Consider the following 13,616-nt stretch of genomic DNA (forward strand, 5'->3'; position numbering starts at 1 on the left):
GTCAGGATGACGGGGGGGTGGGATATTGCGGTGACGGTGCGCAGGCGGGGCGGCGGCGGGCCGTGAAGGTAATGTCGACGGGTGCGAGCGGTGTGCGGGGGGCGCTGAGGAGCTACGCCGCCCCCTCCCCCGTCATCCTGACGAAAGTCAGGATCCAGGGTTACACAGCGCTGCCCTGCTTGGCTCTGGGTCCTGACTTTCGTCAGGATGACGGTGGGGGGTGCCGCTTCCGGACGGCCGCGGTGGATCAGGTTCAGGACCCGCGGATCGGCTGGGCCCGGAATTGGATAAGCGTATTGCTCCCGCATGACACACACGGCTATCGTCGCGGCAAAACCGGCATCGCCGGCATCGGATCAACCGGCATGGCCGGTACGAGGAGACGCAGGTGAAGCTGGTACGCGGCGCATGGAAGCTGTTGGTCGGGATCAAGGACGCACTCGTCCTGATCGCGATGCTGCTGTTCTTCGGTCTGGTCTTCGCGGCGCTCAACGCGCGGCCGGGGACCAAGGCGATCAAGGACGGCGCGCTGGTGCTCGACCTCGATGGCTCGATCGTCGAGCAGCCCGCGGAACCCGCCGCGTTCGCGTCGCTGTCGGGACAGAACACGCCCAAGCAGTTCCGCCTGCGCGACGTCGTCCGCGCGCTCGATACCGCGCGGACCGACAGCCGGGTCAAGGCGGTCGTGCTCGACCTCGACGGGTTCACCGGCGCGTATCCCGCCGCGCTGGGCGAGATCGGCGATGCGCTCGCGCGCGTCCGCGCCGCCAAGAAGCCCGTGCTCGCCTATGCCACCGCCTATACCGATGGCGGATACCGGCTGGCGGCGAATGCCAGCGAGATCTGGGTCAACCCGCTCGGCGGGACGCTCTTCATGGGGCCGGGCGGCAACCAGATCTTCTACAAGGGGCTGATCGACAAGCTCGGCGTCAACACGCACGTCTACCGCGTCGGGCGCTACAAGTCGTTCGTCGAGCCCTATACGCGCACCAGCCAGAGCGACGACGCGCGCGCCGCGAGCCAGGCGCTGTACGGCACGCTGTTCGACCAGTGGCGCGAGGCGGTCGCCAAGTCGCGGCCCAAGGCGCAGATCGCGCAATTCGTCGCGCGTCCTGACGCCGCGGTGCTGGCAACCAACGGCGATATCGCGACCGCCAACCTGCGCGCGGGGATCGTCGACAAGCTCGGCGACCGGACCGCGTTCGGCAAACGCGTGGCCGAGATCGCCGGCGTCGAGACCGGCAAGCCGGTCGGCGCCTATGCGAAGATCACGTACGACGCCTGGGTCCGCGCGAACCCGCTGCCGACGGGGGGCGATGCGATCGGCGTGCTGACCGTCGCAGGCAACATCGTCGACGGCGAGGGCGGCGCGGGCACCGCCGCGGGCAAGACGATCGAGAAGGCGATGCTCGACGGGCTGGCCAAGAAGAACCTCAAGGCGCTGGTCGTACGCGTCGATTCGCCGGGCGGCTCGGTGCTGGCGTCAGAGCAGATCAGGCTCGCGATCCTCGAGGCGAAGAAAAAGGGCCTGCCGGTCGTCGTCTCGATGGGCGGAATGGCGGCATCGGGTGGCTATTGGGTGTCGACCCCCGCGGACGCGATCTTCGCCGAGCCGGGCACGATCACCGGGTCGATCGGCATCTTCGGGATCATCCCGACGTTCGAGAATGCGCTCGCCAAGATCGGCATCACCACCGACGGCGTGAAGACGACGCCGCTGTCGGGGCAGCCCGATATCGTCGGCGGCACCACGCCGATGTTCGACACGCTGATCCAGGCGGGGATCGAGAATGGCTATCGCCAGTTCATCGCGCGCGTCGCGGCATCGCGCCATCTCAGCCCGGCGCGCGTCGATGCGATCGCGCAGGGCCGGGTCTGGGATGGCGGCACCGCACGCCAGATTGGTCTGGTCGACCGGTTCGGCACGCTGAAGGACGCGATCGACGAGGCGGCGAAGCGCGCCAGGCTCGACCCGGCCAAGGTGCATGCCGAATATCTCGAAAAGCCGCCGGGCTTCCTCGCGCGGCTCGCCAGCGACTTCGATGCCGGCGATGACGACACGACCACCGGCAGCGACGCGTTTGGCCGGATCGCGATCGAGCGTCGCCAGATGGTCGCGCGTGCGCTGGGCGACATGAAGCGGCTGGCGAGCGCGGGGTCGATCCAGGCGACCTGCCTCGAATGCGGCGGGATCGGCCCGAGCGCGGGCGATGTAAGCGACGCGCGGCTGCTCGACCTGCTGCTCGCGCGGATCGGGTTCTGACGCGTCGCTTACGGGTCGGCGCGCTCCGCATAGGCGGGTAGCGCGAGGTGATAGCGGATCGCGAGCGCGCGCAATGTGAACCCTGCGCTCGCCGCGATCACCGCGGACCAGCCGACGGGGAGCCCCAGCAGGACGAGGATGACATAGGTCGCTGACGCCAGCGCGGCGGCGGTGACGTAGAGTTCGGGGCGCATCAGGATCGACGGCTCGCCCGCCAGCACGTCGCGGATGATCCCGCCGACACAGGCGGACATGACCCCCATCAGCGCCGCGGGCACCGGTGGAACGCCGTAGCCCAGCGCCTTGGCGGCGCCAAAGACCGCATAGGCGGCGAGCCCGACCGCGTCGAACCAGCCCAGCGCCTCGTCGCGCCACCACCGCGCCGGCGTCGTCCAGATCAGCGTCGCGACGAACAGGCACATGGTCGCTGCCCGCGCGTCGTGGATCCAGAACACCGGCGCGTCGATCAGCAGATCGCGGACGGTCCCGCCGCCGACGCCAGTGATCAGCCCGAAGAAGATCAGCGTGACGAAGGTCTGCCCGCGCTTGGCCGCGGCGAGTGCGCCCGACGCGGCGAACACGGCGAGCCCGGCCAGATCGAGCCAGCGCGCGGCGGCGGGGAGGATTTCGGGCGGGAGGATGGCGACGGGCAGCATGGCCAGCGGCGTACCCGCTCCCGCGTCGCGCACAAGCCGGGATCGCGACTGGATGCCGATGAGACCTGCGCGTTTTTTGGTTCGCCCCGGCGTGTCGTGTGGAAAACTGCCTGTGGATAGCGGGGATAAGTTGGCACGCGGCCCGTACTGCGCTGGATGAACGCGACGTTGTTTTGAGTTCATGCAACCGCCGGTAAAGTCCGACCGTTACGCAAACAGATCATTCAAATGGGAGTAAAAACGATGCGTAAGTTGATCATGGCACTGAGCGCGACCGCCCTTGTCCTGCCGACGATGGCAGTGCCGATTTCGGCGGCGGATGCACAGCGCGGCAAGCGTGAGTGGCGCGGGCGCGATGGCCGCGTCTATTGCAAGAAGAACAACGGTACCACGGGTACGATCATCGGCGGCGTCGGTGGCGCCCTGCTCGGCCGGACGATCGATACACGTGGCGACCGTACGCTCGGCACGCTGGGTGGTGCCGCCGCAGGTGCGCTCGCCGGTCGTGCGATCGACAAGGGCAGCAGCAACAACAACCGTCGTTGCCGCTAATTAAAATCGCGCGCCGCCATTTGGCGAGTTGCGCGTTGAGGAGGGGCGTCGCGGGAAACCGCCGCGCCCCTTTTTCATGTCCTGGAAGGAAGAACGATGACCACACGCAGCGGTTCGGCCAAATATGACGGCCTCGGTAAGAGCGGCAAGGGCCATGTCTCGACTCAGTCGGGCGTGCTCTCGGACAGTCCCTATGGCTTCAACACGCGGTTCGAGAACGAGCCCGGTACCAACCCGGAGGAGCTGATCGCCGCCGCGCACGCTAGCTGCTTCACGATGGCGCTGAGCTTCGCGCTCGCGGGCAAGGGCTATGAGGCGGGCACGCTCGAGACCAGCGCGAAGGTGACGCTCGACAAGGACGGCGACGGGTTCAAGATTACCAAGTCGGCGCTGACGCTGAACGCCAAGGTCGAGGGTATCTCGCCCGAGGAATTCGAGGCGATCGCCGCGGATGCCAAGGCAAACTGCCCGGTGTCGAAGGTCCTGAACGCCGAGATCACGCTCGAGCACACGCTCGCCTGATCGGACGACGTGTCCCTGACGGCCGGCTGAACGAATGGTAGTTTGCGGTTCACGCAACTCCGGACGGCAGCCGGCCGTTCATCGCGCAAGACAGTCAGGAGACACATGATGCGTATCGCGCTTCTTTCGGCAGCACTCGCGGCGACTGCATTCGGCGCGCTTCCCGCCACCGCACAGTCCACGGTTCGCGGCGCCAATCAGGAGTATAACGACCAGGTCCGCGATGCGCGTCGCGACTATCGCCGCGACGTACGCGGCGCCGATTCGCGCGGTGACGTGCGCGATGCACGTCGTGAGTATCGCGACGAGGTGCGCGACCCGCGCCAGGATCGCCGCGGTGACATTCGCGACATCCGCCAGGATCGCCGCAACGACGGGCGCAACTGGCAAAACTATCGCGGCTATGACCATAACCGCTTCGAGCGCGGCCAGCGCGGCTATTTCGCCGACCGCTATTACCGTGATGGCCGTTATTATCAGGAGCGTCGGCTCGGACGTAACGACCGCATCTATCGCGGCGGCAACGGCCGCTATTACTGCCGCCGCAACGATGGCACGACCGGGCTGATCATCGGCGGGCTCGCTGGTGGCGCGCTCGGCAACGTGATCGCAGGCGGCGGGTCGCAGCTGCTCGGCACGCTGATCGGTGCGGGCGGCGGCGCCGTGCTCGGCCAGTCGATCGATCGCGGCAACGTGCGCTGCCGCTGATCCGCGCGATACACGACGTGATGGGGCCCGGTGGCGACACCGGGCCCTTTTTCATGGAATCAGATGATGCCGCCGCCGAGCATCAGCCGCAGCGCGAAGATGATGATCAGCACGATATTCAGGTTGCGCCCGGCATTGCCCGACGAGAGCGCACCGACCGACGCGCCGACGATACCGATCGGAATGACGAGCCAGTTCATCCATCCGAGCAGCGGGATGAACGCGACGAGGCCCAGTGCGAGGGTGACGAGGCCGATGAGGATCGAGACGATATTGAGCATGCTCCGAACATGGCGAGTCGCGCCGCCCGCGACAAGACAAGCGCGGCGAACCCCTCTCTCCTGCTCTCCCGACCAAAAACGCTTTCTTCACGCCCGCCGGTGCATAAGGTCCGCGTGATGATACGCTCCCTCCCCTTCGTGGCGACGATCCTCCCGCTCGCACTGATCGCGTGCGACAAGCCCGCGGTCGATCAGCAGGACCTTGCCAGTCTCGATGCCGAGCTGACCAACGGCAATGCGGACGACCCGGCACTCCGCGCCGCGCTTGCCGATCAGATCATGGTCGACCCGGCACTGGCGCAGTCCTCGAACGACGACGTGATCCGCCCGCCGACCCGCCCCGCAACGAGCGCGATCCCGCCCGACATGACCATCCGCCGCGGTGATCCGGTCGATCCGCGGACGCTGAAGCGTGCGCCTGCCCCCTCGACCGACTGTCCCGACTGCAAGGCCGCAGACGGCGCGCTGACGCTCGGCGCGCTCGCCGAACGGCAACGGACGCCGAACGCCGCGGCCTGCGCGCGCGCCATCGGCTATGGCGCGGGCTGGGCGAACCGGCTGCCGGCCGATCTTCCGCTCTATCCCGATGCGCGGCTGTCCGAGGCGGCGGGTGCGGACCAGCAGGGCTGCCGCCTGCGCGTCGTCAGCTTTTCGAGCGGCGCGGCGACCCAGCGGCTGCTCGATTATTACTACACCAAGGCCAGCACCGCGGGCTATTCCGCGGGGCACAGCACCGATGGACGCCAGCACGTGCTGGGCGGCGTTCGCGGCGAGGATGCGTATGTGGTGTACGTGACCCCGCGCGCAGACGGCGGGAGCGACGTCGACCTGGTATCGAACGCGGGACGCTGACGGGCCGAAGCCGGAGCGCGCGCAGGATCGACCGGGCAGCCACGCTGACACGTCGTCAGGCCGTGCCGCGCGCGCCCCGCCAACGCTGCTTTCCGTTTTGTGCGATTCGCGCTAGGGCGCGGGCATGTCTCCCCTTCTTTACGTCATGGTCGGTGGTGCGGTCGGATCCGGCGCGCGCTATCTGACGGGTCGCGCGATGACCGGGCTGCTCGGCGCGGGCTATCCGTTCGGCACGCTGGCGGTGAACCTCGTCGGCGGTCTGCTGATGGGCGTGCTCGTCGGTGTGCTCGCGCGCAATGCGGCGCCCGAGGGCTGGCGGCTGCTGATCGGCGTCGGCGTGCTCGGCGGGTTCACGACCTTTTCCTCCTTCTCGCTCGACGTCGTCACGATGGCCGAGCGTGGCGCGCCGGGCCTCGCGCTCGGCTATATCCTGGTGTCGGTGATCGGTTCGATCGCCGCGTTGTTCGCGGGTCTCTCCGCAGTAAGGGCCGTCGCATGACCGCGGGCAAAAACGATAGCGATACGAATTTCCGCGAATACAATGTCGGGTTCGACGATGACGGCATCCGGCTCGACCGGTGGTTCAAGCGGCATCTGCCCGAGACGAGCTTCACGACGGTGGCGATGTGGGCACGCACCGGGCAGCTGCGCGTCGATGGCGCGCGCGCGACGCCGGGCGACCGGATCGCGGCGGGGCAGATGCTCCGCGTGCCCCCGCCCGAGGCCGACAAGGCTGCGGCCGATGTGGACAAACCCCGGCGCGTCCGCGAACGCGTCATCCTGTCGGACGAAGAGACCGAGCTCGCGCAGAGCATGGTGATCCACAAGGATTTCCAGGCGTTCGTGCTCAACAAGCCGCCGGGGCTCGCGACTCAGGGCGGCACCAAGACAACGCAGCATGTCGACGGGCTGCTCGACGGGCTCCAGTACGATAACGAGGGCCGGCCCAAGCTGGTCCACCGGCTCGACAAGGATACGTCGGGCGCGCTGCTCGTCGCGCGGACGTCACGCGCGGCGGCGTTCTTCGCCAAGGCGTTTTCAGGGCGGACCGCGCGGAAGGTGTATTGGGCGCTGGTGGTCGACGTGCCGTCGATCGAGGACGGCATGATCGAGCTGCCGATCGGCAAGCAGCCCGGCACGGGCGGCGAGAAGATGCACGTCGACGAGGCCGAGGGCGCGCCTGCGCGGACGCGCTACCGCGTGATCGAGCGTGCGGGCAACCGTGCGGCGTGGGTCGAGCTGCAGCCGTTCACGGGGCGCACGCACCAGCTGCGCGTGCACATGGCGGCGATCGGGCATCCGATCGTCGGCGACGGGAAATATGGCGGCGCGGCGGCGTTCCTGACCGGCGGGATCTCGCGCAAGATGCATCTGCATGCGCGACGCATCAGGGTGGATCATCCCGATGGCGGGTCGATCGACGTGACCGCCGACCTGCCGACGCATTTCGCGGAAAGCCTGAAACAGCTGGGCTTCGACGAGAAGCTCGGCGACGCGCTCGTGCTCGATGAGAAGACGCCGCCGTCGCGCGAGGAGATCAAGTCGCGCGCGCGGGCGCATGCGAAGTCGGTGCGCAAGGAACGGCGTGGCGAGCGGCGCGGCCGCGGTGTTGTGGAGGACGTCAAGGCACCAGGTGGGAAGCCCGCGGGGCCGAAGACGGGTGGCACGCGGACGGGTGCGGGCTCGAAGTTCGGCGCGCCGCGGAGCGGGCCGCGGGTCGAAGGCGCCAAGCCTGGCGGGCGGGGTCGTCCGGGGGGGAAGCCGAGTGGGCCTCGTACGGGACCTGGTTCGCGGTGATCTAGCGAGGAAACTTGCCCCGCTCCACTCACACCACCCCGGCGGAGGCCGGGGTCCAGTTGGAGAGGTGGGCGTAATCGAGGGCAGTCCTTCGTCACCAATGTCCCCCACCTGGGCCCCGGCCTTCGCCGGGGTGGTGTGGGTTGGGGATGCCACATTCTACTTGTTCCCCCGCGGAGGCGGGGGTCCAGGGGCCGCGATCGTCGGCTCTGCTGGATTCCTGGGCCCCCGCCTTCGCGGGGGAACACGATGAGGCGCGGGTTGGCTTACCGCATCCACCCGCGCAGCAGCCGCCGCACGCCTTCGGTCACCGTCCCGAACACCATATGCGACGTGACACTGTACAGATGCGTCGACGGCGCGGTCTTCCAGGGGGCCTCACCCAGACCCACCGCAGGCACTGCCGCCTCGTCGAGCAGCGCGGTGTTCGCCAGCGCGAACGCGGTGCCGTACCCCGCCGTCACCGTCGGGCGGTATTCGGCCGCGACCGCGTAGACGACCCCCAGCCCTGCCCCGAGCGCGTAATGCACCGCCTGCCCGGCGAGCGGCTTGCGATCGTCGGGGACATCGTGACCCACCACCGCTTGCGACAGCTTGTCCGCCGCCTTTTCGGTCGCGGGTTCCGCGTCGCTGTCCGACGACGACAGCGCGGCGACCCCCGCCTGGAAACGATCCATCACGAACGACGCGGCAAGCCCCGCGACCAGCCCTGCCGCAGCGGCGGCCCAGATGTTCGGGGCAGTGTCGGTCGGTGCGTGCGCCATCGTGGATCTCCTGAAGTCTGCGACACGAACCGTCGAGGACGAGCCGCGTTCCGGTTTGGCGTTCCCTCGTCCGCCCAGCTGATCTACGAGGCAGGAATGCGTTGGAAACTCTCATGATCCGCTTTGCCGTGTTCGATTGCGACGGCACGCTCGTCGACAGCCAAGCGAATATCTGCGTCGCGTGCGAGCGTGCGTTCGAGAAGGCCGGGCTCGTCCCGCCGCCGCGTGGCGAGATCCGCCGGATCGTCGGGCTCAGCCTCGTCGAGGCGATGCAGGTGCTGCTGCCTCAGGCCGACGACGCGCTGCACCGGTCGCTCGCCGCCGACTACAAGGCCGCATTCCATGCGATGCGCGCGAGCGGCGAATTGGCCGACGAGCCGCTGTTCGACGGCATCGCCGAGGTCCTGACGACACTCGCCGACGATGGCTGGATGCTCGGCGTCGCGACGGGCAAGTCGGACCGCGGGCTCGCGCATATCCTTGCCGCGCACGGGATCACCGACCGGTTCGTGACGTTGCAGACCGCCGATCGTCACCCGTCGAAACCCGATCCGGCGATGCTGTTCGCGGCGATCGCCGAAGCGGGCGCGACCGCGGCGACGACCGCGATGATCGGCGATACGAGCTTCGACATGGCGATGGCGCGCGCGGCGCGGGTGCGCGCGGTCGGCGTCGCCTGGGGCTATCACGCGGTCCACGAGCTGTCGGATGCGGGGGCGGACGTCGTCGCGACCGCAGTACCGCAGCTGCTGCACATGGTCGCGCGGCCATGACCGACGCCGAAAAACTCGCGCAGCGGCGCTGGCTCGTGCTGGTCGTCGTGCGGTTGGCGGGGGTCGCAGGCGCATTGCTCGGCCTCATCCTGATCGCGCGCGCGCATGATATGGGGCCGAAGATCCTCGGGACGGCGATCGTGCTGTCGGCGATGGCGATGATCGCGACCGTGCCGCGCAGCCTCGCGCATCGCTGGCGGAGTCCACCCCAATGAAGCGGTTCTGGAAAGACGTTGCGATCGATGCCGACCGGGTGGTGACGCTCGACGGCAAGCCGGTGCGGACGCCCGGGCGGCGGCCACTGGCGCTGCCGACCGCGGCGCTGGCCGAGGCGGTCGCGGCGGAGTGGCGTGCCGTCGGCGAGACGATCGATCCGCGGACGATGCCGCTGACGGGGCTCGCCAATGCGGCGACCGATCCGATCGCGAACAACCCGACGCAATTTGCCGCGCGGCTGGCGGCGTATGGCGAGAGCGACCTGCTCTGCTACCGCGCCGAGGGGCCGCCGTTGCTCGTCGAGCGGCAGGCGGCGGCGTGGGACCCGCTGCTCGACTGGGCGCGCGGCCGGTACGACGTGACGTTCGCGGTGACCGCGGGGGTGATGCACGTTGCGCAACCCGACGCGACGATCGCGCGGCTGCACGAGGCGGTCGCGGCGTATGACGATTTCCGGCTCGCGGGGCTGTCGCCGGTGGTGACGCTGACGGGATCGCTGGTGATCGGGCTGGCGCTGATCGAGGGCCGACTCGACGCGGATGCGGCCTGGGCGGCGGCGGGGATCGACGAGGACTGGTCGATCGAGATGTGGGGCGAGGACTGGCAGGCCGCCGAGCTGCGCGAACTCAAACGCCAGGAGTTCGCGCGCGGCGTGGCGTTCCTGGGGATGCTCTAGCCTTTCGTCATCCTGCCAGAGCCGTGGACGCTGACGCGTTTGGCTCTGGATCCTGACTTTCGTCAGGATGACGGGGTCAGCGGGTCAGGCGGCGGATGAAGCCGATCAGGCCGGTCTGGCGCGAGCGCTTGAGGCGTTCGGCGGCGAGGATCGTCTTCACGCCGCGGATGCAGCTATCGACGTCGTCGTTGACCAGGACGTAATCATAGCCGTCCCAGTGGCTGACCTCGTTCGCGGCGCGCGACATGCGCGCGTCGATCACTTCGGTCGAGTCGGTGCCGCGGCTGGTGAGGCGGCGGTGGAGTTCTTCCATCGAGGGCGGGAAGATGAAGACGCGGACGACGTCGCCGCCGGCGATCTGGAACAGCTGCTGCGCGCCCTGCCAGTCGATGTCGAACAGCACGTCCTTGCCGGCCGCCAGCATCTCCTCGACCTGCGCGCGCGGCGTGCCGTAGCGGTGGTTGAAGACATGCGCCCATTCGAGGAATTCGTCCTTCGCGACCATGTCGCGAAAGCCCTCGAGATCGGTAAAATGATAGTCCTTGCCGTCGACTTCGCCCGGGCGCATCGCGCGGGTCGTCACCGAGACCGACATTTCCAGCTCGTGCTCGTCCGCAAGCAATCGGCGCGCGATCGTCGACTTGCCGGCGCCCGACGGCGAGGACAGGACGAACAGGACTCCGCGGCGACGAAAACCATGCGGGTCGGACGGAAGTGTGTGGGGCATGCGCGCCCTTGCCGCGGACTGCGCATGGGCGTCAACCCATGCGCGGCCCGCTTGTGTCATTCGGACGGCGGATCAGTAGCCCGACTTGCGCGCCTTGTTGCGGTCATACGCCTTCTTGGCCGCATAGCCGCCGCCGAGGATCATGCCGAGCGGCCCCATGCGGCGCATCAGCCCCATTGCGACCACGCCCTTGACCGCGCCCGATGCGCCACCCGAACCGTCACGACGACCCATTTCGCGGCCAACCAATGCACTGATGATACGTCCGATCATGACTTAACCTCTCCGAAAACCTGATCCTTGAGTTCCGCTGCACCGCGCAGCACTGCCCAGCCGATCGCGTAGGTCACGGCCAGCGGCACGACGATCTTGAGTACGTTGGCGGTGATCGCACCGATGATCGCGCCGTCCGCATTGCCGTCGTCGCCGCTGAGCGAGTCGATGCCTGCGCCGATCAGCGCGCCTATGGTCGTTGCGCCCACGTAATTTCTCCTTCGCGTGTGGCGGGTTAGCGCGCGAGGGACGTTTGGGTTCCCGGCCCCACCACCATCCGTCATCCTGACGAACGTCAGGCCCCAGAGCCACGATCGTCTCGCTGAATAATCCTGGATCCTGACTTTCGTCAGGATGACGGTGGGGAGGACGTACACACCACCCGTCATCCTGGACTTGATCCAGGGTCCAGAGTTACGACGCGCAACGCGTTTGGCTCTGGGTCTGACTCTCGTCAGGATGACGGGGAAAGGTTCAGCGGCCGAGCATCGATTCGGGCCGCACCACCCGGTCGAACGTCTCCGCATCGACTAGGCCGAGCGCGAGGCCCGCCTCCTTCAGCGTCAGCCCATCAGCATGCGCGTGCTTGGCGATCTTCGCGGCGGCGTCGTAGCCGATCTCGGGCGCCAACGCGGTCACCAGCATCAGCGAGCGGTCGAGCAGGTCGGCGATGCGGTCGCGATTGGGCTCGATCCCGTCGACGCAGCGCTCCGCAAAGCCCTCCATCGCGGTCGCGAGCAGGTCGATCGAGCGGAGCACGTTCGCGCCGATCAGCGGCTTGAACACGTTCAGTTCGAGATGCCCCTGCATCCCGCCAACCGTCACCGCGACATGGTTGCCCATCACCTGGCCTGCGACCATCGTCAGCATCTCGCACTGCGTGGGGTTGACCTTGCCGGGCATGATCGAGCTGCCGGGCTCGTTCGCGGGCAGGTCGATCTCGCCAAATCCGCAGCGCGGGCCGGAGCCCAACAGGCGGATATCGTTGGCGATCTTGGTCAGCGCGACCGCGAGCGTGTTGAGCGTGCCCGACAGATGGACGAGCGGATCGTTCGACGCGAGCGCCTCGAAGCTGTTCTCCGCGGGGATGAACGGATGGCCGGTCAGCTCGGAGACCGCCTTGCAGAAATCCTCCGCGAACCCCCTGGGCGCATTGAGCCCGGTGCCGACCGCGGTGCCGCCCTGCGCGAGCCGGTTGGTCCCGTTGGTGACGCCCGGCTCGATCCGGCGGCCGCAGCGATAGACCTGATTGGCATAGGCGCCGAATTCCTGCCCGAGCGTCAGCGGCGTCGCGTCCTGCAGGTGCGTGCGGCCGATCTTGACGATGTCGGTCCACGCATCCGCCTTGGCCTGCAGCGCGGTCCGCAGCCGGTCGAGCGCGGGGAAGAGCCGGCGCGTCGCGGCGAGCGAGGCGGCGATGTGGAGCGCGGTCGGGAAGCTGTCGTTCGACGACTGGCTCATGTTGACATGGTCGTTGGGGTGGACGGGCGACTTGCCGCCGCGCGTGCCGGTCAGCATCTCGTTGGCGCGGCCGGCAATGACCTCGTTGACGTTCATGTTCGACTGCGTGCCGCTGCCGGTCTGCCAGATGACGAGCGGGAACTGGTCGTCGAGTCTGCCGTCGATGACTTCCTGCGCGGCGGAATCGATTGCGTCGGCAATGCTGGCGTCGAGGCCGTGTGACCGGTTCACGCGCGCGGCGGCCTGTTTGACGAGGGCCAGCGCGTGGACGATCTCGATCGGCATGCGTTCGCGGGTGCCAAAGGGGAAATTCTCGACCGATCGCTCGGTCTGCGCGCCCCAATAGGCGTCGGCGGGAACCTCGATCGGGCCGATCGAGTCGGTTTCTGTGCGGGTGGTCATGGGGAGAGAACCTTCCGGGGCGTGCGCTGGATCCCTCGCCCCTTCGGGGAGAGGGAGGGAGGAGCCGCAGGCGACGGAAGGGAGAGGGGATTTGTCGAAGGGGCACGGAGCCTCATGCCCCTCACCCTTCCCACCGCAAGCGCGGCGGGCCCCTTCCCTCTCCCCCGGGGGGAGAGGGAGAAAGTGTCACTTCTTCCGCTTGAAATCCACGGCGACGACGTTCGAGCCGTCTTCGATCGGCACCGCGGTGGGGCCGTCATTCTCGGGCTCGTCATGCTCGCCGAGCGCCTCGTCGGCGCCCTCCTGCGCCTGGAAACGCAGTTCGAAGCTGACCGCGGGATCCTGGAACGCGGTGATCGCCGAATAGGGGATTACCAGCTTCGACGGGACCTGGTTGAAGCTCAGCCCGATCGAGAAGCGCGTATCGTCGACGACGAGGTCCCAATAGCGGTTCTGCATCACGATCGTCATCTCGTCCGGGAAACGCTCGATCAGCCGCTTGGGGATGTCGACGCCGGGCGCCTGCGTCTTGAAGGTGATGTAGAAATGATGCTCGCCGGGAAGCCCGCCGGCCTCCGACACGGAGCCAAGCACGCGGCCGACGACGGCACGCAGGGCTTCTTGCACGATCTCGTCGTACGGAATCAGGCTATCGGGCAGTCCATCACTCATTCCCTCTGGGTAGCGGTATTC

General features: G+C 68.0%; 18 protein-coding genes. 10 read left to right on the forward strand and 8 right to left on the reverse strand.

Annotated features, from left to right (window positions below):
* Positions 1-388: 388 nt before the first annotated feature.
* Positions 389-2,263, forward strand: coding sequence for a signal peptide peptidase SppA (gene sppA / locus AC0CH3_RS09695; RefSeq protein ID WP_354303397.1), 1,875 nt, complete (start codon positions 389-391; stop codon positions 2,261-2,263).
* Between the two features lie 8 nt (positions 2,264-2,271).
* Here the strand turns inward: sppA and AC0CH3_RS09700 are convergent, their stop codons facing one another.
* Entirely contained in the window at positions 2,272-2,919 is a 648-nt protein-coding gene (locus AC0CH3_RS09700; protein WP_354303582.1) for a trimeric intracellular cation channel family protein, read from the reverse strand.
* 243 nt (positions 2,920-3,162) lie between these two features.
* On the opposite strand from AC0CH3_RS09700, the gene AC0CH3_RS09705 reads away from it, so the two are divergent.
* The 3 genes from AC0CH3_RS09705 to AC0CH3_RS09715 all read left to right on the forward strand — a co-directional run bounded on the left by AC0CH3_RS09705 (position 3,163) and on the right by AC0CH3_RS09715 (position 4,701).
* On the forward strand, positions 3,163-3,471 hold the full coding sequence (locus AC0CH3_RS09705; protein WP_200916220.1) for a glycine zipper 2TM domain-containing protein: 309 nt from the start codon (positions 3,163-3,165) through the stop codon (positions 3,469-3,471).
* Positions 3,472-3,567: 96 nt separating this feature from the next.
* Entirely contained in the window at positions 3,568-3,993 is a 426-nt protein-coding gene (locus AC0CH3_RS09710) for an OsmC family protein (RefSeq protein WP_056019882.1), read from the forward strand.
* A gap of 108 nt (positions 3,994-4,101) precedes the next feature.
* A complete protein-coding gene (locus tag AC0CH3_RS09715; protein ID WP_465237807.1) occupies positions 4,102-4,701 on the forward strand; it encodes a glycine zipper 2TM domain-containing protein in 600 nt (199 codons plus the stop codon).
* A 59-nt stretch (positions 4,702-4,760) separates the two neighbouring features.
* Here AC0CH3_RS09715 and AC0CH3_RS09720 read toward each other — a convergent pair whose 3' ends face one another.
* A complete protein-coding gene (locus tag AC0CH3_RS09720; protein WP_056019876.1) occupies positions 4,761-4,982 on the reverse strand; it encodes a hypothetical protein in 222 nt (73 codons plus the stop codon).
* A 117-nt stretch (positions 4,983-5,099) separates the two neighbouring features.
* Here AC0CH3_RS09720 and AC0CH3_RS09725 point away from each other — a divergent pair, with 117 nt between their 5' ends.
* The 3 genes from AC0CH3_RS09725 to AC0CH3_RS09735 all read left to right on the forward strand — a co-directional run bounded on the left by AC0CH3_RS09725 (position 5,100) and on the right by AC0CH3_RS09735 (position 7,631).
* Entirely contained in the window at positions 5,100-5,834 is a 735-nt protein-coding gene (locus tag AC0CH3_RS09725; RefSeq protein WP_354303401.1) for a hypothetical protein, read from the forward strand.
* Between the two features lie 124 nt (positions 5,835-5,958).
* A complete protein-coding gene (crcB, locus tag AC0CH3_RS09730; RefSeq protein WP_354303403.1) occupies positions 5,959-6,333 on the forward strand; it encodes a fluoride efflux transporter CrcB in 375 nt (124 codons plus the stop codon).
* Entirely contained in the window at positions 6,330-7,631 is a 1,302-nt protein-coding gene (locus tag AC0CH3_RS09735; RefSeq protein ID WP_354303405.1) for an RluA family pseudouridine synthase, read from the forward strand. The genes crcB and AC0CH3_RS09735 overlap by 4 nt, the downstream gene beginning before the upstream one ends.
* Before the next feature lie 266 nt (positions 7,632-7,897).
* On the opposite strand, the gene AC0CH3_RS09740 is transcribed toward AC0CH3_RS09735, so the two are convergent.
* Positions 7,898-8,395, reverse strand: a complete 498-nt coding sequence (locus AC0CH3_RS09740; protein WP_354303407.1) for a DUF1440 domain-containing protein — start codon at positions 8,393-8,395, stop codon at positions 7,898-7,900.
* 113 nt (positions 8,396-8,508) lie between these two features.
* On the opposite strand from AC0CH3_RS09740, the gene AC0CH3_RS09745 reads away from it, so the two are divergent.
* Genes AC0CH3_RS09745 through AC0CH3_RS09755 form a run of 3 tightly spaced genes read left to right on the forward strand, consistent with a single transcriptional unit; the run spans position 8,509 to position 10,060 of the window.
* Complete coding sequence (locus tag AC0CH3_RS09745) at positions 8,509-9,168, forward strand: HAD-IA family hydrolase (RefSeq protein WP_354303409.1); 660 nt, start codon at positions 8,509-8,511, stop codon at positions 9,166-9,168.
* Positions 9,165-9,383, forward strand: coding sequence for a hypothetical protein (locus tag AC0CH3_RS09750; protein WP_354303411.1), 219 nt, complete (start codon positions 9,165-9,167; stop codon positions 9,381-9,383). The genes AC0CH3_RS09745 and AC0CH3_RS09750 overlap by 4 nt, the downstream gene beginning before the upstream one ends.
* A complete protein-coding gene (locus tag AC0CH3_RS09755; protein ID WP_354303413.1) occupies positions 9,380-10,060 on the forward strand; it encodes an ATP12 family chaperone protein in 681 nt (226 codons plus the stop codon). Before AC0CH3_RS09750 ends, AC0CH3_RS09755 begins: the two co-directional genes overlap by 4 nt.
* A 76-nt stretch (positions 10,061-10,136) precedes the next feature.
* On the opposite strand, the gene gmk is transcribed toward AC0CH3_RS09755, so the two are convergent.
* The 5 genes from gmk to AC0CH3_RS09780 all read right to left on the reverse strand — a co-directional run bounded on the left by gmk (position 10,137) and on the right by AC0CH3_RS09780 (position 13,595).
* The gene (gmk, locus tag AC0CH3_RS09760) at positions 10,137-10,787 is read right to left on the reverse strand and encodes a guanylate kinase (RefSeq protein WP_031394372.1); all 651 of its coding nucleotides are present in this window, start codon (positions 10,785-10,787) and stop codon (positions 10,137-10,139) included.
* A 72-nt stretch (positions 10,788-10,859) separates the two neighbouring features.
* Positions 10,860-11,060, reverse strand: a complete 201-nt coding sequence (locus tag AC0CH3_RS09765) for a hypothetical protein (protein WP_056019853.1) — start codon at positions 11,058-11,060, stop codon at positions 10,860-10,862.
* Positions 11,057-11,269: a hypothetical protein gene (locus AC0CH3_RS09770; RefSeq protein WP_056019850.1), complete on the reverse strand. Its 213-nt coding sequence runs from the start codon at positions 11,267-11,269 to the stop codon at positions 11,057-11,059. The genes AC0CH3_RS09765 and AC0CH3_RS09770 overlap by 4 nt, the downstream gene beginning before the upstream one ends.
* 265 nt (positions 11,270-11,534) lie before the next feature.
* Positions 11,535-12,923 (reverse strand): class II fumarate hydratase, encoded by a 1,389-nt coding sequence (gene fumC, locus AC0CH3_RS09775; protein ID WP_354303417.1) that lies wholly within the window; start codon positions 12,921-12,923, stop codon positions 11,535-11,537.
* Between the two features lie 186 nt (positions 12,924-13,109).
* The gene (locus AC0CH3_RS09780) at positions 13,110-13,595 is read right to left on the reverse strand and encodes an SspB family protein (protein WP_055873918.1); all 486 of its coding nucleotides are present in this window, start codon (positions 13,593-13,595) and stop codon (positions 13,110-13,112) included.
* Positions 13,596-13,616: the final 21 nt, after the last annotated feature.

Source organism: Sphingomonas sp. AC449 (genome assembly GCF_979253475.1).

Coding starts and splice junctions, on each gene's coding strand:
- AC0CH3_RS09700 (WP_354303582.1), bottom strand. CDS start 2,919: ATGCTGCCCGTCGCCATCCTCCCGCCCGAAATCCTCCCCGCCGCCGCG.
- AC0CH3_RS09705 (WP_200916220.1), top strand. CDS start 3,163: ATGCGTAAGTTGATCATGGCACTGAGCGCGACCGCCCTTGTCCTGCCG.
- AC0CH3_RS09710 (WP_056019882.1), top strand. CDS start 3,568: ATGACCACACGCAGCGGTTCGGCCAAATATGACGGCCTCGGTAAGAGC.
- AC0CH3_RS09715 (WP_465237807.1), top strand. CDS start 4,102: ATGCGTATCGCGCTTCTTTCGGCAGCACTCGCGGCGACTGCATTCGGC.
- AC0CH3_RS09720 (WP_056019876.1), bottom strand. CDS start 4,982: ATGCTCAATATCGTCTCGATCCTCATCGGCCTCGTCACCCTCGCACTG.
- AC0CH3_RS09725 (WP_354303401.1), top strand. CDS start 5,100: ATGATACGCTCCCTCCCCTTCGTGGCGACGATCCTCCCGCTCGCACTG.
- crcB (WP_354303403.1), top strand. CDS start 5,959: ATGTCTCCCCTTCTTTACGTCATGGTCGGTGGTGCGGTCGGATCCGGC.
- AC0CH3_RS09735 (WP_354303405.1), top strand. CDS start 6,330: ATGACCGCGGGCAAAAACGATAGCGATACGAATTTCCGCGAATACAAT.
- AC0CH3_RS09740 (WP_354303407.1), bottom strand. CDS start 8,395: ATGGCGCACGCACCGACCGACACTGCCCCGAACATCTGGGCCGCCGCT.
- AC0CH3_RS09745 (WP_354303409.1), top strand. CDS start 8,509: ATGATCCGCTTTGCCGTGTTCGATTGCGACGGCACGCTCGTCGACAGC.
- AC0CH3_RS09750 (WP_354303411.1), top strand. CDS start 9,165: ATGACCGACGCCGAAAAACTCGCGCAGCGGCGCTGGCTCGTGCTGGTC.
- AC0CH3_RS09755 (WP_354303413.1), top strand. CDS start 9,380: ATGAAGCGGTTCTGGAAAGACGTTGCGATCGATGCCGACCGGGTGGTG.
- gmk (WP_031394372.1), bottom strand. CDS start 10,787: ATGCCCCACACACTTCCGTCCGACCCGCATGGTTTTCGTCGCCGCGGA.
- AC0CH3_RS09765 (WP_056019853.1), bottom strand. CDS start 11,060: ATGATCGGACGTATCATCAGTGCATTGGTTGGCCGCGAAATGGGTCGT.
- fumC (WP_354303417.1), bottom strand. CDS start 12,923: ATGACCACCCGCACAGAAACCGACTCGATCGGCCCGATCGAGGTTCCC.
- AC0CH3_RS09780 (WP_055873918.1), bottom strand. CDS start 13,595: ATGAGTGATGGACTGCCCGATAGCCTGATTCCGTACGACGAGATCGTG.